Annotated in this window: 22 protein-coding genes; 12 read left to right on the top strand and 10 right to left on the bottom strand. The window is 54.3% G+C overall.

The annotated features are described in order from the left end of the window. Positions 1-79: 79 nt before the first annotated feature. Positions 80-1,108 carry an Ldh family oxidoreductase gene (locus ACOSDR_RS16020; RefSeq protein ID WP_420731887.1) on the top strand — a complete coding sequence of 343 codons (1,029 nt, stop codon included), beginning with the start codon at positions 80-82 and terminating at the stop codon, positions 1,106-1,108. Here the strand turns inward: ACOSDR_RS16020 and ACOSDR_RS16015 are convergent. Next, on the bottom strand, positions 1,105-2,070 hold the full coding sequence (locus tag ACOSDR_RS16015; RefSeq protein WP_420731886.1) for a 2-hydroxyacid dehydrogenase: 966 nt from the start codon (positions 2,068-2,070) through the stop codon (positions 1,105-1,107). The genes ACOSDR_RS16020 and ACOSDR_RS16015 overlap by 4 nt on opposite strands. A gap of 207 nt (positions 2,071-2,277) precedes the next feature. Here ACOSDR_RS16015 and ACOSDR_RS16010 point away from each other — a divergent pair, with 207 nt between their 5' ends. Next, positions 2,278-3,096 (top strand): chromate resistance protein ChrB domain-containing protein, encoded by an 819-nt coding sequence (locus tag ACOSDR_RS16010; protein WP_420731885.1) that lies wholly within the window; start codon positions 2,278-2,280, stop codon positions 3,094-3,096. Beyond that, the gene (gene chrA / locus ACOSDR_RS16005; protein WP_420723673.1) at positions 3,093-4,436 is read left to right on the top strand and encodes a chromate efflux transporter; all 1,344 of its coding nucleotides are present in this window, start codon (positions 3,093-3,095) and stop codon (positions 4,434-4,436) included. The genes ACOSDR_RS16010 and chrA overlap by 4 nt, the downstream gene beginning before the upstream one ends. Here chrA and ACOSDR_RS16000 read toward each other — a convergent pair. Together ACOSDR_RS16000 and ACOSDR_RS15995 are read right to left on the bottom strand one after the other, a co-directional pair. Next, on the bottom strand, positions 4,433-5,719 hold the full coding sequence (locus ACOSDR_RS16000; protein ID WP_420731884.1) for a DNA polymerase IV: 1,287 nt from the start codon (positions 5,717-5,719) through the stop codon (positions 4,433-4,435). The genes chrA and ACOSDR_RS16000 overlap by 4 nt on opposite strands. Further along, positions 5,719-6,606 carry an ROK family protein gene (locus ACOSDR_RS15995; protein WP_420731883.1) on the bottom strand — a complete coding sequence of 296 codons (888 nt, stop codon included), beginning with the start codon at positions 6,604-6,606 and terminating at the stop codon, positions 5,719-5,721. Before ACOSDR_RS15995 ends, ACOSDR_RS16000 begins: the two co-directional genes overlap by 1 nt. 177 nt (positions 6,607-6,783) lie before the next feature. Between ACOSDR_RS15995 and ACOSDR_RS15990 the strand changes: the two genes are divergently transcribed. Together ACOSDR_RS15990 and ACOSDR_RS15985 are read left to right on the top strand one after the other, a co-directional pair. Next, positions 6,784-7,149, top strand: coding sequence for a response regulator (locus tag ACOSDR_RS15990; RefSeq protein ID WP_420723676.1), 366 nt, complete (start codon positions 6,784-6,786; stop codon positions 7,147-7,149). A 33-nt stretch (positions 7,150-7,182) separates the two neighbouring features. Then, entirely contained in the window at positions 7,183-8,622 is a 1,440-nt protein-coding gene (locus ACOSDR_RS15985; RefSeq protein WP_420723677.1) for a PleD family two-component system response regulator, read from the top strand. 356 nt (positions 8,623-8,978) lie between these two features. Here the strand turns inward: ACOSDR_RS15985 and ACOSDR_RS15980 are convergent, their stop codons facing one another. From ACOSDR_RS15980 to phnC, 5 genes are all read right to left on the bottom strand, one after another. After that, a complete protein-coding gene (locus tag ACOSDR_RS15980; protein WP_420723678.1) occupies positions 8,979-9,278 on the bottom strand; it encodes a hypothetical protein in 300 nt (99 codons plus the stop codon). A gap of 161 nt (positions 9,279-9,439) precedes the next feature. Beyond that, a complete protein-coding gene (gene phnE / locus ACOSDR_RS15975; RefSeq protein WP_420731882.1) occupies positions 9,440-10,879 on the bottom strand; it encodes a phosphonate ABC transporter, permease protein PhnE in 1,440 nt (479 codons plus the stop codon). A gap of 35 nt (positions 10,880-10,914) precedes the next feature. Beyond that, a complete protein-coding gene (phnE, locus tag ACOSDR_RS15970; protein WP_420731881.1) occupies positions 10,915-11,769 on the bottom strand; it encodes a phosphonate ABC transporter, permease protein PhnE in 855 nt (284 codons plus the stop codon). Positions 11,770-11,849: 80 nt separating this feature from the next. Further along, positions 11,850-12,764: a phosphonate ABC transporter substrate-binding protein gene (gene phnD, locus ACOSDR_RS15965; RefSeq protein ID WP_420731880.1), complete on the bottom strand. Its 915-nt coding sequence runs from the start codon at positions 12,762-12,764 to the stop codon at positions 11,850-11,852. A 112-nt stretch (positions 12,765-12,876) separates the two neighbouring features. Next, positions 12,877-13,725 (bottom strand): phosphonate ABC transporter ATP-binding protein, encoded by an 849-nt coding sequence (gene phnC, locus ACOSDR_RS15960; protein WP_420731879.1) that lies wholly within the window; start codon positions 13,723-13,725, stop codon positions 12,877-12,879. A 251-nt stretch (positions 13,726-13,976) separates the two neighbouring features. Here phnC and ACOSDR_RS15955 point away from each other — a divergent pair, with 251 nt between their 5' ends. From ACOSDR_RS15955 to ACOSDR_RS15925, 7 genes are all read left to right on the top strand, one after another. After that, positions 13,977-14,321 carry a hypothetical protein gene (locus tag ACOSDR_RS15955; RefSeq protein WP_420731878.1) on the top strand — a complete coding sequence of 115 codons (345 nt, stop codon included), beginning with the start codon at positions 13,977-13,979 and terminating at the stop codon, positions 14,319-14,321. A 68-nt stretch (positions 14,322-14,389) separates the two neighbouring features. Beyond that, positions 14,390-15,367, top strand: a complete 978-nt coding sequence (gene speB, locus ACOSDR_RS15950; RefSeq protein WP_420731877.1) for an agmatinase — start codon at positions 14,390-14,392, stop codon at positions 15,365-15,367. A gap of 638 nt (positions 15,368-16,005) precedes the next feature. After that, complete coding sequence (locus ACOSDR_RS15945; RefSeq protein WP_420731876.1) at positions 16,006-17,118, top strand: hypothetical protein; 1,113 nt, start codon at positions 16,006-16,008, stop codon at positions 17,116-17,118. Positions 17,119-17,243: 125 nt separating this feature from the next. After that, positions 17,244-18,233, top strand: a complete 990-nt coding sequence (locus ACOSDR_RS15940) for a carbon-nitrogen hydrolase family protein (protein ID WP_420731875.1) — start codon at positions 17,244-17,246, stop codon at positions 18,231-18,233. A 146-nt stretch (positions 18,234-18,379) separates the two neighbouring features. Then, complete coding sequence (locus ACOSDR_RS15935; protein ID WP_420731874.1) at positions 18,380-21,064, top strand: aminotransferase class I/II-fold pyridoxal phosphate-dependent enzyme; 2,685 nt, start codon at positions 18,380-18,382, stop codon at positions 21,062-21,064. 29 nt (positions 21,065-21,093) lie between these two features. Then, positions 21,094-22,887 (top strand): biotin carboxylase, encoded by a 1,794-nt coding sequence (locus ACOSDR_RS15930; protein ID WP_420731873.1) that lies wholly within the window; start codon positions 21,094-21,096, stop codon positions 22,885-22,887. Then, entirely contained in the window at positions 22,806-24,002 is a 1,197-nt protein-coding gene (locus ACOSDR_RS15925; protein ID WP_420723688.1) for a C45 family autoproteolytic acyltransferase/hydolase, read from the top strand. The genes ACOSDR_RS15930 and ACOSDR_RS15925 overlap by 82 nt, the downstream gene beginning before the upstream one ends. A 327-nt stretch (positions 24,003-24,329) precedes the next feature. On the opposite strand, the gene ACOSDR_RS15920 is transcribed toward ACOSDR_RS15925, so the two are convergent. Together ACOSDR_RS15920 and ACOSDR_RS15915 are read right to left on the bottom strand one after the other, a co-directional pair. Then, positions 24,330-25,031 carry a cytidylyltransferase domain-containing protein gene (locus ACOSDR_RS15920; RefSeq protein WP_420731872.1) on the bottom strand — a complete coding sequence of 234 codons (702 nt, stop codon included), beginning with the start codon at positions 25,029-25,031 and terminating at the stop codon, positions 24,330-24,332. Position 25,032: 1 nt separating this feature from the next. After that, positions 25,033-26,112, bottom strand: a complete 1,080-nt coding sequence (locus ACOSDR_RS15915; RefSeq protein ID WP_420723693.1) for an NAD-dependent epimerase/dehydratase family protein — start codon at positions 26,110-26,112, stop codon at positions 25,033-25,035. Positions 26,113-26,148: the final 36 nt, after the last annotated feature.

Below are 26,148 nucleotides of genomic sequence, written 5' to 3'. Positions count from 1 at the left end.
GACCCTGCCCACCAGGACCGGACGGCAGCCGACAGGATACCTCTTAAAAGTAATAATATACTCATAAATTGGGGGAAGCATGAGCAAACTGGATTTTGATGGCACGCGCGTGGATGTGGATGCCGGTATCCTTCGGGATTTGGGACGGAAGGTCTTGCGCGAAATCGGCTGTACGCCAGAAACAGCGGCCAGCGTCAGCAACCATTTGGTGGAGACGAGCCTGGCGGGCGTCGAATCCCATGGTGTGATGCGCCTGTTGCAATATGTCGATCAATTTAGATCAGGGTATATGTCTGCTGGCGCTGTGCCGACTGCGATGGAAACGCGCAGCGGCGTTTGGGAAATAGACGGGGGTGGTGGTATCGGCATCCCGGCAATGGAACTGGCGATAGAGAAAGCAGTCCTGGCAACGCGACAATCAGGGTTGGTTGCTGTTGCGGTAAGGCATTGCGGGCATACGGGACGCATTGGCGCCTATGTTGAACGCGGTGCGGACGCCGGCTGCCTGACGATTTGTGTTGGCGGCGGGGGCAGACATAACTGGCGTCAGGTTGCGCCTTATGGCGGCAGTCGGGCGATTTTGCCAACCAACCCCTATGCGCTTGCTATGCCGGGTGGCAATCACGGACCGGTCGTTCTTGATTTCGCAACCTCCATTATTGCCGGCGGTTGGATATATGCGGCGAAAAATGCGGGTGCTTTGTTGCCAGAGGGGTGTCTGATTGATCGGGATGGACATCCCAGCCGTGATCCGGACGCTTACTTCAATGGCGGTGCCATCCTGCCCATGGGGGGCCCGAAAGGCTACGCGCTGGGTCTGATTGCAGAGCTGATCGGGGAGGCCATGTTGGGGCCATCCACAACTGAAATGAACTGGCTGATTTTGTGTCTGGACACGAAAATGTTCAAAGAACAAAGCGCATTGCATGCAACGGCTGAGGAAATTCTGGCAGAGATACGCACCTGCCCGCCAGCGCCTGGCTTCGACTTGGTGCAAGTCCCCGGCGAGCGGGAACGCGCAGCGAAAGCGAAATCAAACGCGGTGGCGATTCCAGAGCCAACTTGGAATGATCTGCAAGCCCTGGCACAGCAGTTGGGGTGTGCCTAGATGACCCGGCTGGGCAAAGGCTGACCTGCGAAATGGGCGGCAAGGTTATCCAGACAGCGAAAGCCCATATCGTTGCGCGTCTCTACCGTTGCCGATCCCACATGGGGCAATAGGAAGGCGTTGGGAAGGTCCAGGTAGCGGGGGTCCAATTTCGGCTCCCCCGTAAACACATCCAGCCCCGCAGCAAAGACCTTGCCGGACTTCAAGGCGTCAATCAGCGCATCGTCAACGACAACGGGACCGCGCGCCGTATTGGCGACAACCGCTCGGTCAGGCAGCAGTGCGATCCGCTCTGCATTTAGCCAATGCTTCGTGTCTTCGGTCAGGGGACAGGTCAGCGCCAGGAAATCACACAGGGGCAACATGTCTTCCGCCCTGGCATAGAAGGTCGCGCCCTGATCGTCACTGCCTTCCAGTTGTCGGCGATTGTGATACATTATGGTCATATCAAAACCCTTGGCGCGCCGCGCGACGGCTTGACCAATCCGGCCCATGCCAACAATGCCCAAACGCTTACCGCTCATATGAACGCCCAGCATGTCCCGGGGGGCCCATCGGCCCCATTTCCCTGCCCGCAGAGTGGCTTCTGACTCTTGCGCCATTCTGGCGGCGCCCAAGAGGCACAGGATGGTCGTGTCGGCTGTCGCATCTGTCAGCACGTCTGGCGTATTGGTGACGATCAGGCCGCGGGCTTTGGCCGCCTTCAAATCAATATGATCGCAGCCCACGGAAAAGGTCGCCAGAATCTCAACGGATTTGGGCAATGTGGCGATTGTTTCGGCATCCATTTTTTCGGTTGGACTGCAAATAATCGCGCGACAGCCCTGAGCGCGCGCAACAATGGCAGCGCTGTCTAAAGGCGCATCGGTCTCGTTGGGTTGGGCATCAAACTCTGACCGAAAGCGGGCCTCAACATCTTCAGGCATTAAGCGGGTCGCAAATACTTTGGGCAGATCGGACATAGGCTACGCCACTCCTTTATCATGAGAGGACGACAGCTTAAGAGAACTATCGCGACCCGTCACGCCCCGTCATGATGTGTCTGAGGATCGTAACTTGACCAATGTGAACGTTGTCACTAACGTTCAATTCATGGGGTTTGCGAACACCCCGTGAGGCGTCAGCCCAAGGATCGCGTCCTAAAGCCACTTATCTGGAAAGGGCGCATTATGACGTCACCCACTGAAATCACATCACAACAGCTCAATCGCCTTATTGGCACACCGACCTGTCCCATCATTCTGGACGTTCGCATCGATGAAGATTTTTCGCTGCATCCCAACCTTATTCCCGGATCCAGGCGGCACAATTATAATTCCGTATCGGATTGGGCACCAGACTATCTAGGTCAATCGGTTGTGATCTCTTGCCATAAGGGCCTCAAACTCAGCCAGGGCGTTGCCGCCTTGTTGCGACACCACGGGACCGACGCACAGACATTGGAAGGGGGGTATTTGGGATGGCTTGACGCGCAATTGCCCCTTGTTCCATTCACATCCCTGCCTGAGCCTGATCGCAAGGGGCAGACGCTTTGGGTGACGCGCGCGCGCCCGAAAATTGATCGACTGGCCTGCCCCTGGCTCATTCGGCGCTTTATTGATCGCAATGCCGTTTTCTTATTCGTCTCCCCCGGTGAAGTCCTGAATGTTGCGGATCGTTTTGGGGCGACACCATTTGATATCGATGATGTCTTTTGGAGTCACCGCGGTGAGACCTGTACGTTTGATACCATGCTGATGGAATTTGGGTTGACCACAGAACCTCTGGCGCGATTGGCAACGATTGTGCGCGGTGCCGATACAGCGCGCCTGGATTTGGCACCAGAGGCTGCTGGACTATTGGCAATCTCGCTGGGCTTGTCGCGGCAATATAAGGATGATTTAGAACAGCTTGGTGCTGCGATGGGCGTTTATGATGCGCTGTATCGATGGTGCAGGGATGCGACTTCAGAAACACATGATTGGCCCAACACAGCAGGTGCAGCATGACGGATACAGCGACGTCCCCACAAACAATGCCAAGCCTGGCAGAAGCCACGAAAGTCTGGTTTCGCATTGGGTGCCTGTCCTTTGGCGGCCCCGCGGGACAGATTGCGTTGATGCATCGCGAAGTAGTTGAAGATCATAACTGGATCGGCGACCGGCGGTTTCTGCACGCTTTAAATTTTTGTTCCCTGTTACCGGGGCCGGAAGCGCAGCAATTGGCGACCTATCTGGGATGGCTGATGCATGGCGCGGTCGGCGGCTTGATTGCCGGTCTGCTGTTCATCATTCCGGGCGCAATCGTGATGTTGGGCCTATCGATTCTGTATGTGACCGCGGGGGAGGTGCCTGCTGTCTCTGCGGTTTTCTTTGGCTTGTCCTGTGCGGTTGTCGCGATTGTCCTTAATGCCCTGTATAAGGTAGCCAAACGGGCCCTGCATGGAGCGATTGCGTGGGGGTTGGCCAGCATTTCCTTTGTCGCCCTTTTCTTTCTGTCGGTTCCATTTCCCATCGTCGTGATTTCCGCTGCATTGATCGGTTTCCTCTTGCCAGGGCGGTTTCAGGGGGGGAAGCATGACGCAGGAGGTGGCGAGACCCCGGCGCTTTTGGATCATGTGATCGCGCAAAATCCAGGATTTATGGCGATGCGGGCGAAAGCGGCGCGCCGCGCAGGGTTGCTGTCGCTTTTTGCCTGGGGTGCGCCGGTTCTGGCATTGGTGTTGGTGGGTGGATTTTATGCAGATGTCGCCTTGTTCTTTTCCAAGATGGCCGTCGTTACATTCGGCGGTGCCTATGCCGTTCTGACCTATGTCGCGCAACAGGCCGTGGAAAGCTATGGCTGGTTGACCCCGGATCAGATGTTGACCGGTTTGGGGCTTGCGGAGACCACACCGGGCCCCTTGATACTGGTGCTGGAATTTGTTGGTTTTCTGGCAGGTTATGCGGCCCAAGGGACTTTGTGGGCCGGCGTTCTGGCCGCCTGTGTCACGCTGTGGGTGACCTTTGCGCCGTGTTTCGCCTTCGTCTTTTTGGGCGCGCCCGCGATTGAGCGATTGCAACAAAACCCTCGTCTTGCCGGTGCTTTATCGGCAATCACGGCGGCTGTTGTCGGGGTCATCGCCAATCTGGCCTGTTGGTTTGGTCTTCGCATCCTGTTCACACAGGTATCGGCTTTTCAGTTCGGGCCGTTCTCGGTGGACATGCCGGTGCTGACCAGTCTGGACCTATCGGCGGTATTGGTGACGGCTTTGGCGCTGATGGCCGTGTTTCGATACAGGCTGGGCGTGATTGCGACATTGAGTATTTGTGCCGTCTTTGGCTTGGGTTTGAAGCTGATTTTGGGTTAGGTCCAGCCGCGTCCTTTCTTTACCGCACTGTCGCCCAGCTTTTTGCGCACCGCATCCATGGCGCGTTCGATTTTGGCGCGCTTGCCGGCATCGGGGTCGCCCAAGTCAATTGGGTCCGCACCGGCCGGGTCTGTCAGTTCCGACATGCCGATGCCAATCAGGCGAAAGGCCCGGCCATCGGCTTCCTTGTCCAATATGGGCGCTGCCGTGCGATACAGGGTTTCGGCCAGTTGACTGGGGTCCGTTAAGGTGCGGGATCGGGTGACCGTCTTGAATCCATTGGTTTTCAGTTTCACCGTCACTGTGCGCCCGGCATATCCTTTTGATTTCATCCGGCGGGCAACCTTTTCGCATAAGGGCCACAGGGCGTCTTTCAGTTTAGCCGCAGTGGAAATGTCGTCGTTAAAGGTTGTCTCGGCAGAGATGCTTTTGGTTTCGCCTTCCGGCTCTACGCTGCGACCATCTTCTGCCCTGGCAAAATGATACAGCCGATTGCCCATCGCGCCATACCGCCCAATCAGGTCAAATTTTTCATAGGCCATCAGATCGCCAATGGTATGGATTCCGTCTGCTTCCAAGGTGGCGCGCAAGGTTTTGCCCACCCCCCAGATAATGCCAACCGGTTTTGATTTCAGGAAGGAGACTGCTTCCTGCTGCCCAATCACGGCAAAGCCACGGGGCTTGTCCAGATCAGAGGCGATTTTCGCCAGGAATTTATTATAGCTGAGCCCAATGGACGCCGTGACCCCGATTTCCTTTTCAATGCGCTTCACCAGATATGCCAGTGTCGCAGCGGGGGGACGGCCGTGCAGGCGGGTTGTGCCGGTCAGGTCCAGGAATGCCTCATCAATAGAGATCGGCTCAACCTGTGGGGTCATCTCCAGCATCATGGCGCGGATTTCCCGGCCAACAGACGCATATTTCTCCATATTCGGACGTATGACGACAGCATTGGGACAGGCCTTCAGCGCCTTGAACATCGGCATGGCGGATCGCACACCATACAGCCTGGCAACGTAACAGGCCGCAGATACCACGCCGCGCTTTCCCCCGCCGACAAGGACAGGTTTGTCGGCCAGGCTGGGATCATCCCGCTTTTCAACAGAGGCGTAGAAGGCGTCGCAATCAATATGGGCAATTGATAGGCTGGCCAGTTCGGCATGCGCGATCACGCGGGGGGAGTGACAGTGCGGGCACCGCTTTGGCATTTCCTCCAGCGTTGGGCGTGTCATCTGATGCAGGCATTCCCGGCACAGAAACAGGGGGGGCTGCATATCAGTCATTACGCAGGCCATAACCATGCAGCACCCCGAACGCCGCTGTCCGGGCCGTGCATGTGACGCAGCAAGGGGGTACTGACCGAATCAGAAAAGACGTATTTTCCCCACAAGGCCGGGACGTCTTGATACAGGCTGTGTATGCCAGACAGGCCGCCGCCCAGCACAATCGCATCGGGGTCCAAAATATTGATCACATGGGATAGGGCGCGGGCCAAGCGGCTGGCATAAAGCATCAGGCTGGCCTTACGTTTGGGTGAATCGGCCAGGGCGATTGTATCTGCTGGTACGATTTCTTCAGATGTTTTGGCATGGTGTTTCGCCAGGCCGGGACCGCTGAGATAGGTTTCGATACAGCCGGATTTCCCGCAATAGCAGGGCAGGGCGGGGTCTGATCCCGCAGTGGCCCACGGCAATGGGTTATGCCCCCATTCACCGGCGATGGCGTTTGGACCATTCAGCAAGGCCCCGTTGCTGACAATACCAGCCCCAACGCCCGTTCCCAAAATGACGCCAAAAACTGTGCGGTACCCGGCCCCCGCACCATCAACAGCCTCAGATAATGCAAAGCAATCGGCATCATTGGCGATGCGCACCGGTCGGCCCAGAACCTGCGTTACATCCTGCAGTAATGGTTTGCCGATCAACCAGGTGGAATTGGCATTCTTTACCAATCCCGTCGCGGGAGAAATGCTTCCCGGTATGCCAATCCCAACATGGATATCGTCGCCCTTGGAACCGGCAAGGTGCGTTACCATATCCCGAAGCATGGTTAAGGTCGCGTTATAGTCACCGCGCGGGCTTTCAACCCGATGACGTGCCAGAATCTCACCATTCTGGTTCATTAGTATGCCAGATGTCTTTGTACCACCCAGGTCCAGACCAATGCGCATTACCTTTGTCCTATCTTTGTCGATGCGTGAAAAGCATCGCCACCTCAGCGATTATGTTATAGAACACTTAATAGACAGCATTCCATTGGTCAGTTGATTTCAATGTGTAAGCGGGTAGTGTACACAGTGTTGATTTGAACCGATACAGAGATCGGTTATGTTCGGATAGGGGGCAATATGGCCAAGACGGTTTTGATCGTTGAGGATAATGAACTCAACATGAAGCTGTTTCATGATTTGCTGGATTCAAAAGGCTATACCATCCTTCAAACGAGGGATGGCATGGAGGCCTTGAAAATTGCCCGCAGTGAGAAGCCTGATCTGATCCTGATGGACATACAATTGCCGGAAGTTTCGGGATTGGAGGTGACCAAATGGATAAAAGAAGACGACGATCTGAAACATATTCCGGTTATCGCCGTGACGGCATTTGCCATGAAAGGGGATGAGGAAAAAATCCTGGAAGGTGGTTGTGAGGCGTATATTGCCAAACCAATTTCTGTGGCAAATTTCTTGTCCACGATAGAGAAGTTTCTCGCCTGATTTTAGGCGCGTGAATGTAAGGATGTGAAGCGGATGACCGCAAGAGTGCTCGTGGTCGATGATTTACGCCCCAACGTCAAACTGTTGGAGGCAAAGCTGACCAGTGAGTATTTTGAGGTCATAACAGCCCGTGACGGGCTGACAGGCCTTGAAATGGCGAAGCATGACCAGCCCGATATTATCCTTCTGGATGTTATGATGCCCGGAATGGATGGGTTCGAGGTTTGTGAAAAGCTGAAGCAAGATCCTGTTACCATGCATATTCCGGTCGTCATGGTCACGGCCTTATCTGATTCGGCAGATCGCGTGCGGGGCCTGGAAGCAGGCGCAGATGATTTTCTGACGAAACCTGTCAATGATGCAGCTCTATTTGCGCGCGTACGCTCGCTTGTGCGCCTGAAAATGTTGATGGATGAATGGCGCATGCGCGAACAGACATCCGGGCAATTGGGCGTCATGCGCGAAGACAAGCCCATTCATGCCGTTGATGCGTCCAATGCCAAGGTTCTGGTGGTAGAAGACAATCGGATTGATGCGCAGAAGATCGTTGATGCACTGGATCGGGACAATGCCAGCAGTGATATTGTTGCCTCTGTCGCCGAAGCCAATGAACGCCTGAAAATGGCAGCGTACGAGTTGCTGGTTGTCAGCTTGCGTTTAAAGAACGGCGATGCGTTACGGTTTTGCAGCCATGTGCGCGCCGCTGATGCAACCCGCCACACCCCGATGTTACTGACCGTTGAAGAAGATGATACGGAGCGCCTGGCCAAAGCCCTGGATATCGGGATTAACGATTATCTGATCAAACCGATTGATAAGCAGGAATTGCAGGCGCGGGTTCGCACCCAGATTCGCCGTCAGCGGTATCAGGACCGCCTGCGCGAAAATTACGAACGAAGCCTTGCCATGGCGCTGACGGACAGTCTGACGGGGCTGTATAATCGCCGATATCTGACCGCGCATCTAAGCGGCCTTGTTGACCGTGTTCGGGCCAGTGGCAAACCATTGGCGGTCATGATGTTCGATATCGATTACTTTAAGCAGGTCAATGACACGTATGGTCATGCGGCCGGGGACGAGGTTCTGATCGAATTGAGCCGTCGTGTTGGTCAGAATGTCCGGTCGATTGACACAATTGCCCGCTTTGGCGGTGAAGAATTCGTCGTCCTGATGCCGGACGCAGATTACAGTGTTGCTGGTGTCGTGGCCGAACGGCTGCGCAAGAGCATATGTTCCGCGCCGATACATGCCCGTGGCGGTCCCGATGGTGGCCTCGATATTTCCATTTCCGTCGGCGTGGCGCTGTTTGATTTTGACAATGACACTGGTGAAGAAGTCCTGCACAAGGCGGACAAGGCCTTGTATGAAGCTAAACGCCAGGGGCGGAATCGGTGTATCGGCTATTTGGATAAGGACAGCTTCGACCAAATAAAAAGCAGCAAATCCGGCGCGTCTATTAACGCGGCGGAATAATCCTGATACCGCCCCGTTTCCAGTGAAATCGACAATCCGCCGTCGCCGTCATAAATCGACGGTTCGTGTCAGCGTGCGAATGTCTTCAAGAGGATCATGCCCTTGCATGAGCTCATACAGGATGCTTTCCCCACATGTTTTTTCAGCAGATACGGCGGCGCACACGATCCCGTTCGCGCAGGCATTGCGCTAAACGTCAGGTGGGATTTCAGGGATATTTTTTACTGAATTCGGAAAGCCCAAATGGCGCGGCGAAGAGATCATATCTTTCGACCGCGCCATAGGGATTATCAGAAACACCGTCCCGTATTCAATCGACCCCAGCGGGGCAGGTACGCTAAGGGCGCGGGTGGTACTCAGCTGGCAGCGGAGTCGTTTGCCGGGGCGGCGTCCAGAACAAAGCCTGTCTGCTTAGGTTCGACCCGTTGCATCGCCTCGCGCTTTTCATCGGTCCATTCGGCAACCAGGATCAGCTCCATCGGGTCTGTTCCTTCGGCCTCAACAGGTTCTGGAACCAGAAGTCCTGCTTCGCTGACATAAAATGTGTGGTCCCCAAAAGCCTCCGTCAGGGCAGTGTGGGGGGTGCTTCCTTCTTCAACGGGATCGGCGCCGGTCTGCTGTTTCACAGCAGCCTGCTGGCTGGTATTGAGCTTCATTGAGAGTCGACCTTTCGGGTCAATCATTCGGACCAGGTGTCGCGCCAAGGGCCTGTAAAGAACCCTATAATCTGCTTTGGTCCATGGTTCTGGCGATACGCCGACACCGATCCTGCGATTATGCCAGAGATTCCAGATGCGATCAAATGGGGGACCTGTTTTTATCCCCGATCATTGATCAGCTTACGGCGCAGCCAGCCCGACGCGATATCCATGGATACAACAACGATCAGGGTCATGACGATCAGATACATCACATTTTCCCAATCCTGCTGTGTCTGCATCGATTGCACCAGTTTCAGGCCGATACCCCCAGCACCCAGCGCCCCAATCACGGTGGCGGATCGAATGTTGGATTCCAGATAATACAGAGTCTGGGAAACAAAGATCGGCAGGATTTGCGGTATCACACCAAAGCGATAGCGCTGGATCGCCGTTGCCCCGGTGGACCGAACGCCTTCCACCTGCTTTGAGTCAATATTTTCAATTGCTTCAGAAAACAATTTCCCCAAAGTGCCGGTATCGGTGAAAGCAATCGCAAGGGAACCGGTCAGGGGTCCAAGGCCGAATGCGCGGATGAAAATCAAGGACCAGATGATCTGGTCGATTCCGCGCAGAAAGTCGAACAGGCGGCGCAGTACCATGCGGCTGGCAAAGATCGGATTGAAATTTGCCGCTGCCAGAAAACCAAGGGGCAGGCCAACACCAGCGGCTACAAAGGTTCCCAGCAGCGCCATCAACAGTGTTTCCAGCAAGGCAATAAACATTTCGTTGTGTTGCCAGTCCGGGTTGCGCCAGAATTCCAGGAAGATAAATTCGGCATTGGATAGCGCCGGATCAATCCGCTCCTCAGACCAGGCGAGATCCCACAATGCAGCCGTGCTCAGACCATGCAATTGCGAGTTCGGGCCAAACCAGAAATATTCCCAACCAAAGAAATAGCGTTGAACAAGAATCTGCGCGCGGGTAACGCGCATTGTCTTGTAAAAGTCCGGTGCATATTCAAACTTTGTCGGTGCAAAGGACGACCCTTCCGGCAGGATGCCGCGTTTGACCATTTCGGCCATATCAAGGGCGTTTGCATTTCCGGACTGTTCCTCAGGGACATAACGGTATTGGTTATCGTCATCCAGGAAGGCGCGATAGCCATTCACATGCACGCCGTCCTTGGTCACGCGCGCGGCATAGGTCGATCCGTCCGGCGCGGTATAGTCCAGCCGTCCTGTTGCGAATGTGACGATATGGCGTCCCCCTAGCGAGACACGATACCTGTCACCATCTGTTGTGACCCAGCTGGGCAGGGGGTCCTGTTCGGTGTTCCGGTCGCCTTCGACCGTGACCGATACTTCATCCTGACGTGCGGAATAGCTGACCTGATATTTGTGGTGAAAGCTGTCACGCGACAGCAGCACGCCCCGGTTCCAATCTGCCGCCCCAAACACGCCTGAAACATCGAAGGCAACCCAGGCATAGACCAGATAAGCCAGAACGATGCCCAGGGACGTCAGGGGCCAGAAGGCCGCCAGACGGGACTTCCGGATCACCTCGCCATGGGTGCGGCGAAGGCGGTTCGCCTGGCTGTCGAGTGTCATCGTCGTCATGGGGTCGTGTCCTTAATCGTAAAGCGCGTGACAGGTCAGGCCATTTGATACGTGCCGCCGACCAAATTCCGCCGGATACGGCTGGAAATCTGGTCAATGACGACGATGGTCAGGAATAGCAGTAGAAACAGCGCCGAAATCTTGTCGCCTGCGCCCCAACTGATGGCGGTACGAAATTCCTGGCCGATCCCGCCAGCGCCAACAAAGCCTAAAATGGCTGAGGCGCGAATATTGATTTCAAACCGCAACAGCGCATAGCTGCAATAATTTGGCAGAACCTGCGGCAGGACGCCAAAGCGCATGCGCTGCAGCCAGCTGGCACCGGTCGCCTGCAGCCCTTCCAGCGGTTTCCTGTCGATATTCTCATTCACTTCTGAGAACAGTTTGCCCAAGGCACCGGCTGTATGCAGCATCACGGCGATGATTGCCGGTATCGGGGTCGCACCCAGTAAATAGATCAGGAAAAGCGCCAAAATCAGCTCTGGGAAGGCGCGGGTGATGTCCATCAATCGCCGCGCAATGGGGACAATGCCCGGTATGATGCCTAGATTGCGCGAGGAACAGAAGGCCAGGATCATTGCCATCACTGCGCCAAACAGGGTTCCAACCATGGCCATGTTGATCGTTTCCAACATGGCGGGCGAATATTCAAGGACGGTGATAAGCCAGTCATCGGCAGCAAAAGTGTCTTGAATGATTTGGGACGGGAAATCGAAGAATTTGGCAAGTCCCTGCCAGAAACCGCCGGAATTCAGGTCTTCCGCAATAGAAAAGCCCCCAAAGAAGACGATCAGCGATGCGCCAAGAAACACGGCTGTATAGAGCCGCCGTCTTTGTTCCATGCCATTGAAATGGCTTTGTAACTGGCCGATGGTCAGGGGGGTGTTCATTTTATCGAAGCTCCACAGTAAACGGACTGCGGCGCCGATGCGTTTAATGGCATCGGCGCCGCACAAAACCAATCCGCTGATTAGTTCTTCATGGAAGCCTTACGGGCTTCGATCACGCTGATATAGGCGTCGTGACCGATTGGGGCGATGCCTTTGACTTCACCGGCCATAACGCTGTAGGCGCATTCCGGGTCCATCGATTCCAGGCTGGCCATCAGACCGGTCATTTGCAGTTTCACGCGCTCTGGCAGGGCCTTGCGCAGAACGATCGGGCCTTCCGGGATAACTTTAGAGCGCCAGATTTCCTGGATTTCGGTCATGTCGACCAGACCGGCATCGGTTGCCTTGCGCAGTGCGCCGGAATTGTACCCTTCCTCCCAGTTGCCCAGGCCGTCTGCCCAGGTCACACCGGCATCAACATCGCCATTGGCAACGGCAACGATGGTTTGTTCATGACCACCAACGAATTTCACTTCCGAGAAGTAATCGCCGGATTTCATGGAATAGCCGCCTTCAGGAATTTCAACGGAAGGGATCAGATAGCCAGAGGTGGAGTTCGGATCACCGAAGGCAAAAACTTTGCCCTTCATATCATCCAGCGATTTGATGCCTGAATCAACGCGGGCAAAGCCGACAGAATAGTAGCCGTAAGACCCGTCTGTGTTGATTTTCACCAGAACCGGCTCAACCGCTTCCGGGTCTGCCATGTAAACTGCCGCATAAGCAGAGGCTCCAAGCCAGGCCATATCCAGGTTGCCACCGATCAGGCCTTCGATCACGCCGCTGTAATCAGCCGGGGCGAAGATTTTGGTTTCAACACCCAGCAATGCTTCGGTTCGGTCTTTCAGGCATTCATGAGACTTCAAACGGTCATTGGCGTTTTCACCGCCCAGAATGCCGATGCGAAACTCTGTGATTTCCTGTGCGCTGGCGGCGCTGGAAATGCTCATAATGGCGGCGGTGGCAACGGCGGCCGCGATGGATTTGATCTGCATGATATCTCTCTTTCTTGCTGTGGTAAGTTTAACGTCTGGTAAAGGGCACTTGCAGGACCAGGTGATCGGTATTCCATCACCTCGGTTTTGATTAAGCTCGCCTACCTTGTCCTCACAGGTTGACGACCTTCCCCGATGCGATCAGGTCATCCTGTTCGGTATCGGGTGTTTTTAAGACTTCGCGCTCATGCGAAATCGATGTCGATGTGGCAGCCTCGTTGAATTCCTCACCAGCGCCATAAATCTCCCGCGCCTGGGCGGTGGTCAGGTCATCAGGCCCACCGGAAAAGACGATCTTGCCATGGGCCATGCCAACGATGTGCTCACAATAGGTCCGCGCGGTATCCAGGGTGTGCAGGTTGCACACGACGGTTATGCCGTCTTCCTGATTGATGCGCTGCAGGGCATCCATGACCAGTTTCGCATTCATCGGATCCAGGGAGGCGATGGGTTCGTCCGCCAGAATAAGTTTCGGCTTCTGCACCAGGGCCCGGGCGATGGCGACACGCTGCTGTTGTCCGCCAGATAAAGTACCAGCCTGTTGCAGGGCGGTTTGTTCAATCCCCAGGCGTTCCAGCGCCAACAGGCCTTCCATGCGTTCCTTATCGGTGAACAGCCGGAAGACGCTGCGCAGGGTTCCAATATGGTTCAGGCGGCCCAGCATGACATTGGTCAGCACGTCCAAGCGCGGCACCAGATTGAATTGCTGGAAGATCATGGCACAGTCGGCCTGCCAGTCGCGCAGGGCCTTGCCTGAAAGGTTTGAAATATCGCGCCCGTGAAACCGGATTTTCCCGGATGTCGGAACGGCAAGGCGATTGATCAGGCGCAGCATGGTGGATTTTCCAGCGCCGGATCGACCAATAATTCCGACCATCGCCTTGTCTGGAATCGACAGATTCACGGCATCAACAGCGTGCAATTCACCAAATTTCTTTGTAAGAGACTGAATCTCTAGCATAACTTCCCCTGCATCTGTCACTGTCGGTTGGGACCGGTGTGATGCTGTCGACCATGGTTAAACGAAGGCGCGTCTCCGGATGCTCAGGCTTTCGCCCCTGATGCAGGCCCTTGATTACAGGTACAGCGTTGCAAACTTGTGCATAAAACGTTTCATATTCATGAAACAGTTGCGCAAAGGTCTATACGGCGGTTGCGTGGTGGCCTGTATTGCGTTTGTACTGGATGGCGTATCATCAGAAAGGAAACAGCGTGACGTCAAAACCAAACCCTTTGAAACTAAATAAGCTTCAGGCGCGAACCCTTGTCCTGGCACAGGTTATCGCCCGCGATCCGAATTCCTCCAGATCTGATGAGGCAACGGGAAATGTGACCCTGACCCGAATTCCCCATGCCCATGGTGATCATGTGCATGTCGGTGCCTTTACCGTTCATGCTCGCGACGCCAGCGGATTTTCAAATCCTGCCGTCTGGGTGGCTCTGGCGCGCAAGGGCTTGGTTGTCAGCCCGGATATGCATACGATCACCCTGACGCCGGAAGGGTTTGCCTATAATACCGGTCTGGGCGATCAGTTCTTAAATGAGTCGGATCATTAACGGTCTGGTGCACCGATAAGGGTCCCCTGTGGACGTGTTGGTTACGAAATCTGGGAAGGAATGCTGTGATGGCGGATGGTGAGATTAGTTACAAACCCCTGTCCGGAATGGTGCTGCCCCGATTTGCAGGAATTGCGACCTTTATGCGCCTGCCGCATGTTGCGCCAGAAGATGCCGGCGGGGTTGATATTGGTCTGACTGGCGTTCCCTGGGATGGGGGGACAACGAATCGCGCCGGGGCCAGACATGGACCCAGACAGATGCGCGATGCGTCCACCATGACGCGCAATTGCCACCATGTCAGCGGGATCATGCCGTATGAATTGGCCAATTGCGCTGATCTGGGCGATAGCCCCGTCAATCCGATCCAATTGGAAGATACGCTGGCCCGGATCGAAGAGCATTTCCGCAGGATTCATGAGAAGGGCATCCTGCCGTTGACCGCAGGGGGTGATCATCTGATTACGTTGCCTATCATGCGGGCCATTGCAGATAAGAAGAACCCGCTGGGTATGGTGCATTTTGACGCCCATACCGATACCTGGGATCGCTATTTTGGGGGAGCACTCTACACCCACGGTACGCCTTTCCGCCGGGCGATAGAAGAGGGGCTGTTGGATCCCAAGCGTGTTATTCAAATTGGCATACGCGGTGGATTGTATGGTCCTGAGGATAAGGAATGGGGGCTGGCTCAGGGCATTCGTGTTGTCGAAATTGAGGAATATTTCGATCTGGGGCCCGATAAGGTTGCGGACCTTGCCAGAGAGATTGTCGGAGGCGGTCCGGCCTATATCTCTTTTGATGTGGATGGCATGGATCCAGTTTATGCGCCGGGTACAGGAACGCCGGAAGTTGGCGGCTATTCCACCCATGACGCGCAACGCATGCTGCGCGGCCTGCGCGGGCTGGATATTGTGGGCGCAGATGTGGTTGAAGTATCCCCGCCTTTTGATCCGTCCGGCGCGACGGCCCTGGCAGGGGTTACAATGATGTGGGAAATTCTGTGCCTTATGGCGGAGCGAGTCGCGCAGACAAAGACTCAGTAACATTATTGACATTTTAGGCGCATTTTCCGTTTTTTGATCGGGGGTAGTTGGGGTATACGCTGGCGCGAATTGTTCTTTTTTATTAATTTGTTACAGGAATAACGCTTGAGACGCGCCTAATTTCCTATCGCAATGTCCATCTTGCGTGACCATTTTTGACTTGGCGGTTCGCGCTCGAAAGGCAAAATATTATCAGAAGTGACTGGTCTATAACTCTTATGACCATAAATTTTTTAGTAGTATATGCCAAAAGGCAGAAAAACGTACCCAAATACCGCCCGGCAGTTCTAATTAACGAATTATTAGGGCATTGTAATTAGATTGAAATACAAAAGGATCGTTAACAATAAGGTTAGGGATGGATTCTTATGTCCGCGTTGCGGCTCGAGTCAGTCGAACAATTATGTAAGGTTCTTCATGAACTCCCATCCAGGGAGTCGATACAAGTTGGACAAATGATTGCGCTAGGCCTTGAAGATATTGAAAAACAGGTTGGTCCCAAGCGTTGGTCCAAAATGCGGGAATTGGTCAGCAGCTTTGTTGAAAGCGCGATCCGGACCCATTCGGGAAAACTGGATTCGTATCTTAAATGCGAAGACGGCAGTTACGTTATCATCTTTCAGGGTGTTAACCAGGACATGGCCCTGTTGAAAGCCAGCAGAATTGCCAAACAGGTAAATGAAACCTTGTTTGGGCAGGGCGGATTCGAAGGAACGACACTCAGGACCATCATCTCTGAAGATGAAAAATGGAAGTCCAGTGCCGCGCTTAAACCGAATGAAGTGGCAAACATGTTGGCAAAAGGGGCAAGTAAGTTGCTCAACAGCGCTTCACTTGATGAACCCTTAAACATTGAAATTACAGATGAAATTCCGAACCCGCCATTTTCTCAAAGCATGTTGGATCGACAGGAGAGCCGAAAGCGGTTCGCCGCTGAAATGGCGGATATTGAAAACGTACCCAGTTTTCCGCTGTTTGTCGCTATGTGGTCTGTACCGACGAATATGATTGCAGGGTATCAGTGTGTCCCTGCGCGGCAGACGCCATTTCAGGACGAATTGTCGATCGGTTATGATGCGTTACCTTTTGATGCAACGCACCAGGACATTTTCTCCTTCGATATTGATATATTGGAATTTGGTCTGATGGCGCTGAAAGGCTCCCTAAAGGAGGGTAAGCGAAGTCATGTCGTTTTTAATGTAAATTTTGAAACCCTGTCGGCTGCGCAAGGACGACAGCAATTGACTGAGGTGCTGCGGATGACGCCACCAACATTGCGGCAACGCATATACGTGAATTTGTGCGACGTACCAGAGGGAATTCCCCCCAGTCGCCTAATGGAGCTTTGCCAGTATCTAACCCCGTTTTTTCGGGGGGTTACGGTTGTTATGCGGCAGGGTACAGGGCGCAGCGCGATTAAGAACATACTGTCGCGTCTTCATGCATCGGGCGTTCAGATCGTGGGTGTCGAATTGCCAGGAACGGTTTCTGACGCAGATTTGGATTGGACAAAATCCACCCTAAGCACTGCCCGGGATCTTGGCTTGGTCAGTACCGTAGTAAATGCCACAAGTTGGCGTGAGGTTATCAAGCTGGCTGAAAGTGGCGTTCAATTGATCAGCGGCCCTGTTTTTATGGAAAGAACGGATAAACTGCCTGCGGTGCGCCAATTCAGCTTAAGCGATGCAAGGCGATTGGAAAATGAACAGGCGACATTGAATGAAGATGGCGGTCTGTTTTCAACCGTTTGATAGGGTGGTTTGAACAAGCCCCTTTGTAACCGTTCCGTCACTGTCCAGAATCCGATTGTTTACAAGCATGGATGCCTATGGTGTCCTATGCAGATAATAATAACTACGGACGGAAGAGCGCCCGAATGCAACCCTTTGCGATTGCCGGAGTTCAAATGCATGTTGGAGCATACGCTGAAAATGTTACAGCGATCCGACAGCGCCTTGATCTAACCATAGCCCGGTTTCCCTGGGTTCAGATGGTCATGTTCTCAGAACTCGCACCTTATGGGCCTTTGCCGGAGCATGCGCAAACTCTGCCTGGACCTGCAGAAGAAATCTTTCAGGAAATGGCGCGCGCCCATGGTGTGTGGCTGTTGCCAGGTTCAATTTTTGAGCGTGTTGGCGATAAAATCTACAATACAGCGATCGTGATTAATCCTGAGGGGGAGATTGTCGGGCGCTATCGCAAGATGTTTCCCTTTCGCCCATATGAGGCCGGTATCGAGGCAGGGACAGAGTTTCTGATCTTCGATGTTCCAGACGTTGGGCGGTTTGGGGTTTCGATCTGTTATGACATCTGGTTTCCGGAAACGACACGAACCCTGACAGCACAGGGGGTCGAGGTTTTGCTGCACCCTGTCCTGACCGGAACCATTGATCGTGATGTGGAATTGTCCATCGCCCGCGCGTCGGCGGCCATGTTCCAATGCTATATATTTGATATCAATGGATTGGGTGCCGGGGGATGTGGACGGTCTTGTGTCGTGGACCCGTCCGGAACCGTTCTGTATCAAGCCGCCGGGCAGGAAGAGATTATCCCGATTGAGGTGGATCTTACCCTGGTGCGTCGCCAGCGGGAAACCGGCCTTAAAGGATTGGGGCAGACGCAGAAGAGTTTCCGTGACCGCAGCGTCTATTTTTCGATTTATGATCCGACCTATGCCGACACATCCTATCTTTACAGTCTTGGCCCCCTCGAAATGCCTCAAAGAGGGTCTCGGGCAGGCTTGGACATGCGGCCTGGAACCTTGGACAGGGGTGTTTCAGAGCCATTGGGAGAGCCTGCCGGCCCAGGCGGTATGCGCCTGCACGCCGTTGATACAATAAATGGAGCAAACCGATCGCAAAGCTAACGAGTGAGTCCAAAAAGAATGCCGCCCCAAAAGGCGGAAAACCGGGAGCAAAAGAAGGCAAGGCACTGGCGATTCGCCGCAGCGGGCCAGGGGATCTAACCGCGCATTATTCCGCCTCTCAATTACGGAATGATAGCTGGAGCAAATTGAAGAACGCGGCTGCGCGCCTGATGGTGGCAGAGCGTCGCGATCCGGGCTCCCCCATGCACAAGGTTGTTGAAGACCTGCTGCACAAATTGGAACCCATCGAAAGCTATTGGGCCTTTCCTGGACGGGTCACCTTCGAGCGTCTGCATACTATGTTTGAAGAGCAGGAATTCACGACGCTTACTCACACAGTCGCCCGTATCACGCGGGCCTTGATGTCCGACAGCTATCGCAGCCGCCACATCCATGTCATACCCACCGAAGATGATGAAGACAATGACGAGCGGTCCGATACCGCTGAAGAGCGTGCGCGCAATCGTCCCTATTTCGAAGTGATGATTGTCGATGACCTGTCACCGCATCAGGAAACCACACTGAAACGGTCGCTCAGAGACAAGCGCCGGGCAGAGGATTCCTTTGTCTATGAAAGCGTGGTTGTCGGCAGCTTTGAAGATGCGCTGATTGGTGTGTTGTTCAATCACAATATTCAGGCTGTCGTTGTCCGTTACGGTTTCCCCTACAAGTCGCGCCATGATTTGCCGATGTTGAAGCGATATCTGAACCGGCTTGGCGACGAGACATTCGATGATCTGCCGCCAGAGGAATATGGTGTCAATCTGGCCTATGCTATTGGAAAGCTGCGCCCGGAATTGGATATCTATATGGTCACGGATCAGTCCGTGGAGGATATTGCCGGGCGTGTCTGTGATAATTGCCGCCGGGTCTTCTATAACCAGGAAGACTATATGGAGCTGCATCTGAATATTCTGCGCGGCGTCAACACGCGCTATAAGACACCATTCTTCACCGCCCTGAAGGAATATTCCAAACAGCCGACGGGCGTCTTCCATGCAATGCCGATCAGCCGCGGAAAATCCATCGCCAAGTCCCATTGGATCAAGGATATGGGCGACTTTTATGGGATGAATATCTTCCTGGCGGAAACCTCTGCCACGTCTGGCGGGTTGGATTCACTGCTGGATCCCCATGGGCCAATCAAGCATGCTCAGGAATCAGCAGCCCGGGCATTTGGGGCACGGCATACATTCTTCGCTACCAACGGAACTTCGACCTGTAATAAGATCGTGGTTCAGGCATTGGTGAAGCCGGACGATATTGTTCTGGTAGACCGTGATTGCCACAAATCCCATCATTATGGAATGGTCCTGGCTGGTGCGCAGGTTGTCTATCTGGACAGTTATCCGCTGAATGAATTTTCTATGTATGGCGCGGTCCCGCTGCGCGAGATCAAGCATCAGTTGCTAAAACTCAAGAAGGCGGGAAAGCTGGACCGGGTGAAGATGCTGTTGCTGACCAACTGTACCTTCGATGGACTGGTATATAACGTTGAGCGGGTGATGGAAGAATGCCTGGCGATTAAGCCAGACCTGGTCTTCCTGTGGGATGAGGCATGGTTTGCCTTTGCCCGTTTCGGGCCGACCTATCGTCAGCGCACCGCGATGCATAATGCGGCGATGTTGCGGGAACGCTATCAGACCGGTGAGTACCGGGAGCAATACGAGGCCTGGAAGGCCGCTTTTGACAAGGCGGGGCCAGAGAAAGAGTCCACTTGGCTGGATCAACGCCTGATGCCCGATCCAGACAAGGTGCGGGTTCGTGTCTATGCCTGCCAATCAACCCATAAGACGCTGACCAGTCTGCGTCAGGGGTCGATGATCCATATTCATGATCAGGATTACAAATCCAAGGCAGAGGAATCCTTCCACGAAGCTTATATGACCCACACATCAACCTCGCCAAATTATCAGATCGTTGCGTCTCTGGATGTGGGGCGCCGGCAGGTGGAATTGGAAGGCTTCGAGATGGTTCAGAAGCAGGTCGAAATGGCCATGGTTCTGCGCGAGAAAGTCGCGACCCATCCCTTGTTAAGTAAATATTTCCGCGTCCTGACCGCCAGCGATATGATTCCAGCCGAATACCGAGAAAGCGGCATGGAATCCTATTATCAGGTTGGACATGGCTGGGCCGACATCTGGGAAGCCTGGGCGAAGGATGAATTCGCGCTGGATGCGACGCGGGTCACGCTGTTGATCGGCAAAACAGGACTGGATGGCGATACATTTAAGAATAAGGAGTTGATGGACAAGTACGGGATTCAGATCAACAAGACATCCCGCAATACGGTCTTGTTCATGACCAATATCGGGACCACACGGTCCTCGGTCGCTTATCTGATAGAAGTTCTGGTGAAGATCTCAGCGGAACTGGACGAACGGCTGGATGATTCTTCACCGGTCGAACGGGCGCTGCATAATCGTCAGGTGACATCCTTGTTGGAAGAATTGCCGCCGCAACCGGATTTCAGCCGCTTCCATGACTCTTTCCGTGCAAAGAATACCCAAAAAGGGCAAAGTGCGGATACGGCAGAAGGCGATATTCGCACCGCGTACTTCCTGGCCTATGATCAGGAAAATTGTGAGTATTTAAGCCTGGAAGATGGCAGCCTGGATGCGGAAATGGCCAAAGGCCGGGAAATCGTATCATCGACCTTCATCATTCCCTATCCGCCGGGATTCCCAATTCTGGTGCCAGGGCAGGTCCTGAGCATCGAAATTCTGAAATATATGCGGGCATTGGATGTGAAGGAAATTCACGGCTATCGCCCGGAACTGGGACTGCGCGTATTCACAGAAAAGGCGTTAAAAGACGTCGCAAAGAAATAAACCGAACAGAGAAAATGGGGGACTAACCTATGGCTAAGAAGGCCACTGCAAAGAAGACATCAACAAAAGCCGCCGTCGCCGTCGATGGTGGGGCTCCAGAAGCCCTGACGACAAAACCTGTGTCGACCACTCCGACGCCAAAGGCCGTTGCCAAAAAAGCAGCGACGAAGAAAGCAGCCACAAAGAAGGCAACTGTGAAGAAGGCGGCATCGAAAAAAGCCGCTACTAAGAAGGCGGCTACTAAAAAAACACCAGCAAAGAAAACCGCACCAAAAGCGACAGTGAAAAAGGCATTAGCTAAGAAAGTCGCGGCGAAGGCTGCGGTCAAGCGGCCTGTCGCGAAAAAGGCGACGTTGAAGCCGGGAACGAAAAAGCGCGTGCCACGGGAAAAGAAAGTCCTGAAAGGCATGTCGGATATACGGCGGTATTTCCATCGCAATGAAACACCGATCGTGTTCATTAGTGCGACCAACTTTAACCTGTTGGGCATGGATGAATGGGTTAAGAACTTTAAATATATCAATTATATAGACTGTTATGACGGGCGTCACCCGAACGTCTTCGTTCCCAATGAAGCGCCCCATGCCGAATTCCAGTCGATTGAGGATATCAACAATTATCTGCTGCAGCATAAGGAAGTGCTGGATACCGTCAGCGCCATGGGGAAAAATCCTAAATCGGTTTTCCTGATGTTTGACGAGGAAACGGAAAAGCTGGCGAAAAAGGCCAAGATGGATGTCTGGTTCCCGAAAGCGAAGCTGCGCACCAGGGTTGATAACAAAATCATCACCGTGCGCATCGGTGACAAGGCGGGCGTACCATCGGTGCCTAACGTCCTGGCTAAGATTGAAAGCTATGAGCAGTTGCGCGAGGTATCAAAGGGGCTGGGTGAGCATCTGGTGCTGCAGTCTGCCTTTGGCGATTCCGGTCATACGACCTTCTTCATCTCCACTGAAAAGGATTTCAAGAAGCATCAGTCCGAAATCATCGGTCAGGGTGAAATCAAGGTTATGAAACGCATCAATTGCCGTGGGTCGGCGATTGAAGCCTGCACGACCAAGGCGGGCACCATTGTGGGGCCGCTGATGACCGAACTGGTCGGGTTCCCGGAACTGACCCCCTATAAAGGCGGTTGGTGCGGGAATGAGATTTTTGATGCCAGCTTCACACCGGAAATCCGCCAGCAGGCCCGTGAATACACCTATAAATTTGGGGAGCAGCTGCGCAAAGAAGGGTATCGCGGGTATTTCGAGCTGGATTTCCTGATCGATATGGACAGTGGCCTGATGTATCTGGGGGAATTGAACCCGCGCATTACCGGGGCGTCTTCCATGACCAATCATGCCGCCTTCGCCCATGCGGATGCGCCGCTATTCCTGTTCCATTTGCTGGAATTTTCGGGGATGCCGTTTGAACTGGATGTAGAGGCTCTGAATGACCGTTGGGCTGATCCGGACAATATCGACAGTTGGTCCCAATATGTCATGAAACATACACAGGATTCGGTGGACATCATCACCGAAGCCCCTGAAAGTGGCATCTATCGTATGAACCCTGATGGCAGTATCGATTTCAGTCGATTTGACTATCACCGCCGTGCGGTTGCCAGCGAGAATGAAGCCTTTTTCCTGAGAATTTCCGGGGTTGGAGATTATCGGTATGAAGGGGCTGACCTTGGCATTCTGGTGACCCGCGGCCGCCTTATGACCGATAACTTCAAGCTGAATAAGCGGGCCAAGAAATGGATCAATGGAATGCGCGGGAAGTTCAAGGGGCGGGGCTTACAACCGGCACCGACCGCTGGGGCATACAAGATTCTGTAATTGGCACAGAAAGTACAGCTTTCGGAACCCAGTTTCTGGGCGTGCCGGAACAGGAAGGACCGTATCGGTCCGGTCCCCTGACACAGGGGACGGACGGGGAAGACATGGACCTTTATTTCCAGTCGGTTTCTGAGAAGAAGCCCGGCGATAAGTGGCAGACCCTGTTTGAGAGATATTGGCCGGCCTATCGGGCCTGGTATCTCTCTGATGGGTTGGAGCAGCGCGCGACCTGGCTGACCTGTAAGGAGGCCTTGGAAGCCCATATGCCCCGTCTATTGCCGACCTATGACCGATTGTGTGATCTGGCCGGTGGGGGCGACTTGGCGGCGCGTTTCCTCAGCCTGTGGCGACCGCCAGCCTATATCTCCGGCTGCAGTCAGATCGTCTGGTTGGGCGATGGTCCGAAACTGGTGCGCAATTATGATTACAGCCCGGCTTTGATCGATGGCGTTATCATGGAAAGCGCCTGGAATGGCACAAAGGTCATTGCGATGACCGATTGCCTGTGGGGCGTGCTGGATGGGGTGAACGAGAAGGGGCTGGCTGTCAGCCTGACGTTTGGGGGCCGCCGCGCCGTGGGGGAGGGATTTGGTATCCCCGTTATCCTGCGCAACATTCTGGAATTCTGTGCGACGGTGGAGGACGCTGCAAAAGTCTTGGCCGATGTGCCGACCCATATGGCCTATAATGTGACGGTGGTTGATAAGAAGGGACGCTTCACGACCGCCTATCTGGCGCCGGGCAGCCGTCCCGTGATCAAATCCGTTGCTTATGCCACCAATCATCAGGGACGCATAGAATGGCACGACCATGCACGCGCGACCGCCACGTTGGAGCGCGAGCAGTTCCTTAGGTTCCGTCTGGAAGATGATAAAGTCACATTCCCGAAACTGGTGGATGCTTTCCGAAAGCCGCCTTTATACACCAACGCCTATCATAATGGGTTCGGGACCATCTATACCGCGATCTATGACCCGATAGACGGCAGCGCGACCTATCTGTTTCCAGACGGCTCCAGCAAGCGCTTCAGCTTTGGCGATTTCAAGGAAGAAGCCTGGGCCATGCCCATCGACGGCAATGGCGCGCCTAAGACCCGGGGTATGGATCTGATATGAAAGGCGCTGTGATGCAGGGGGCTGTTTTCAATTCTAACAGATTACATCACGGTCTGCGCGCTGGGGGCGCCTGTTGACAAAGCGGTTACCCCGGACCTGATCCGGGGTCCAGGGGCAGCTGGTGTGATTTATGCGGGTGGCCCTGGATTCCCGCCTTCGCGGGAATGACGGTGCTTCAGCCAATAACCATCCTCATCCTCAAGTGGCACGATAGCACCGCCTCGAAGGAGGGGCTGTAAGTCCTGTGTTTCCAGAGGGCCCATCCTTCGAGACGCTTCGCTCCTCAGGATGAGAGAGCTTTTATCTCAGCGTTCGCCCGGATTGGCGCTAAGACAGTTGCGGCTGGAGCTTCAGGATATCTGCCAGGGTTGCCGTCGTCGGATCTGGCAGCAGGGCAATCAGGCGGCGGGCGCGGGCCAGATCTTCCGGTGTATCCACAGCAATAGACATCGCCTCGTAATCCAGATCTTCTGGCTGTACGCTGACTATGGAAAAGTCGATGGGATGTTCGTACGCGTACAGTGTCACGTGTTCCCGATACGCAAGATCGGGGGTTGCGCGTAAGATACGCTGCATCGCGGCCTTTGATACAGCCTCGGCGCTGGCCCCAATGGGGAAGGATCGGGGGTAAACATTCGTGGCAAGGTCTGCACCGCTGTCCAGGAACTTTTGGGAAACCTGGTCCACGACGGCAGGATCGGCAAAGGGACTGTCACCACAGATCCTGACGAACCAGTCCAAATTAAATTCGGTGCAGGCATCCGTGCAGCGTTTTGCGACATCCATCGCATCGCCCCGGAAACAGCCGATGCCTTCAGCCTCAGCAAAGGCCTGCAAGGGATCATCCAGGGCGCGATCGCTGGTGGCCAGGATCATGTCCGATACATGATGACAGCGGCGCAGGCGATCAATGGCCCGGCCCAGCACTGTGCGCCCACCCAGATCCATCAGACCCTTTCCCGGCAGGCGCCTTGAATCGAGCCTGGCCAGCAGCATCAGGGCTGCTGGACCCCGCTTTGTATCGCTCATCTTAATTGGCTTCCACTTGCATTTGCGCGCGTTGCCATTGATCAGCATACCATTCGCAATAGCGTTTGAACCCTTGTTCCAGGGTCCATTCCGGTTCAAATCCCAGTTTCTCCTGGGCCCGGGTGATAGACAGGGTGCCACGGATTGGTTTGTCCACGGCCCGTGGGCGTTCTTCCAGGATGGCATTGGGAACAACGGATTTCACCACGGCGGCCAGATCCGCAATCGTGCGGGCGTTGCCGAAGGTGATGTTGAAGGTTGAACTGTCGTCATGCCCTTTATGCAGGGCCAATGCGCGCACCATGCCCTGTACCAGATCGTTGATATAGGTGAAGTCCAACCGCCCATCGCCACCGCCTTCCAGCAGCAACGGCTTGCCGGTCAGGGCGTTCTCAATGAAAACCTGGCTGACTCGCCTGGAAATACAGCGTTCCCCATACAAGGCAGATGGTCGAATAACCGTCGTGCCCAGGCCGTATTGTGTTCGATAGGTTCGGACCAGCCGTTCCCCCATGAATTTGGCATTGGCATAAATGCCTTCCGGGCGCGGGAAGGTTGTTTCGTCCACGCTTGCGCCTTCAAAATCGCCGTAAACGGTCGAAGACGACATGAACATGACCTGATTGATATCTTTTACTTTCGGGCGCACCAGTTCCAGGACATTGCGCAGTGTGATCAGTTGAAGATCAAACGCCAGACCCGGCTCTGCCTTTGCATCCACGGCGCTGGCGATGGCGGCCATATGGACGACTTTGGTGGGCTGGAATGCTTCAAACACACGGCCCAGATCGGCCAGCAGGCGCGCATCGCTGTTCATCAGCACCACACCGTTTTCCCGCAACAGCAGAAATCGGTCCAACAGAAAATTCTGATAGGCGGTGCGCTGAACAACATTGCGGCCAGGTTCGTAGCAATTTTCGATCAGGCTGTTGACCATCAGATTGTCGCAAATGCCAACCGTGGCCCCCATGCGGGATAGTTCCAGCGCAAGATTGTGGCCAATAAAGCCAGCGCCACCGACCAGCAAGATCCGCTGGTCTTCCAGATTGGGTCTTAGTGTCTCAAAGGGTATCGAACTCATTGCGGTGTCTCCTTCTGGTTTACCCGCGTGATTAAA

Source organism: Hwanghaeella sp. 1Z406, assembly GCF_048892425.1.
In the GTDB taxonomy this organism is placed as follows: domain Bacteria; phylum Pseudomonadota; class Alphaproteobacteria; order UBA8366; family Aestuariispiraceae; genus Pacificispira.
Note: the sequence above shows the minus strand (reverse complement) of the source record. Positions and strands in the feature narration are given on the sequence as shown.

Excerpts from the sequence above, each read along its gene's own strand:
- ACOSDR_RS16020 (WP_420731887.1), top strand. The coding sequence starts at position 80 with ATGAGCAAACTGGATTTTGATGGCACGCGCGTGGATGTGGATGCCGGT.
- phnE (WP_420731882.1), bottom strand. The coding sequence starts at position 10,879 with ATGACGACGATGACACTCGACAGCCAGGCGAACCGCCTTCGCCGCACC.
- ACOSDR_RS15985 (WP_420723677.1), top strand. The coding sequence starts at position 7,183 with ATGACCGCAAGAGTGCTCGTGGTCGATGATTTACGCCCCAACGTCAAA.
- phnE (WP_420731881.1), bottom strand. The coding sequence starts at position 11,769 with ATGAACACCCCCCTGACCATCGGCCAGTTACAAAGCCATTTCAATGGC.
- ACOSDR_RS16010 (WP_420731885.1), top strand. The coding sequence starts at position 2,278 with ATGACGTCACCCACTGAAATCACATCACAACAGCTCAATCGCCTTATT.
- ACOSDR_RS15980 (WP_420723678.1), bottom strand. The coding sequence starts at position 9,278 with ATGAAGCTCAATACCAGCCAGCAGGCTGCTGTGAAACAGCAGACCGGC.
- phnC (WP_420731879.1), bottom strand. The coding sequence starts at position 13,725 with ATGCTAGAGATTCAGTCTCTTACAAAGAAATTTGGTGAATTGCACGCT.
- ACOSDR_RS15995 (WP_420731883.1), bottom strand. The coding sequence starts at position 6,606 with ATGCGCATTGGTCTGGACCTGGGTGGTACAAAGACATCTGGCATACTA.
- ACOSDR_RS15930 (WP_420731873.1), top strand. The coding sequence starts at position 21,094 with ATGGCTAAGAAGGCCACTGCAAAGAAGACATCAACAAAAGCCGCCGTC.
- phnD (WP_420731880.1), bottom strand. The coding sequence starts at position 12,764 with ATGCAGATCAAATCCATCGCGGCCGCCGTTGCCACCGCCGCCATTATG.
- ACOSDR_RS15990 (WP_420723676.1), top strand. The coding sequence starts at position 6,784 with ATGGCCAAGACGGTTTTGATCGTTGAGGATAATGAACTCAACATGAAG.
- chrA (WP_420723673.1), top strand. The coding sequence starts at position 3,093 with ATGACGGATACAGCGACGTCCCCACAAACAATGCCAAGCCTGGCAGAA.
- ACOSDR_RS15920 (WP_420731872.1), bottom strand. The coding sequence starts at position 25,031 with ATGAGCGATACAAAGCGGGGTCCAGCAGCCCTGATGCTGCTGGCCAGG.
- ACOSDR_RS15925 (WP_420723688.1), top strand. The coding sequence starts at position 22,806 with ATGGATCAATGGAATGCGCGGGAAGTTCAAGGGGCGGGGCTTACAACC.
- ACOSDR_RS15945 (WP_420731876.1), top strand. The coding sequence starts at position 16,006 with ATGGCCCTGTTGAAAGCCAGCAGAATTGCCAAACAGGTAAATGAAACC.
- ACOSDR_RS15940 (WP_420731875.1), top strand. The coding sequence starts at position 17,244 with ATGCAACCCTTTGCGATTGCCGGAGTTCAAATGCATGTTGGAGCATAC.
- ACOSDR_RS15915 (WP_420723693.1), bottom strand. The coding sequence starts at position 26,112 with ATGAGTTCGATACCCTTTGAGACACTAAGACCCAATCTGGAAGACCAG.
- ACOSDR_RS16000 (WP_420731884.1), bottom strand. The coding sequence starts at position 5,719 with ATGACTGATATGCAGCCCCCCCTGTTTCTGTGCCGGGAATGCCTGCAT.
- ACOSDR_RS16015 (WP_420731886.1), bottom strand. The coding sequence starts at position 2,070 with ATGTCCGATCTGCCCAAAGTATTTGCGACCCGCTTAATGCCTGAAGAT.
- speB (WP_420731877.1), top strand. The coding sequence starts at position 14,390 with ATGGCGGATGGTGAGATTAGTTACAAACCCCTGTCCGGAATGGTGCTG.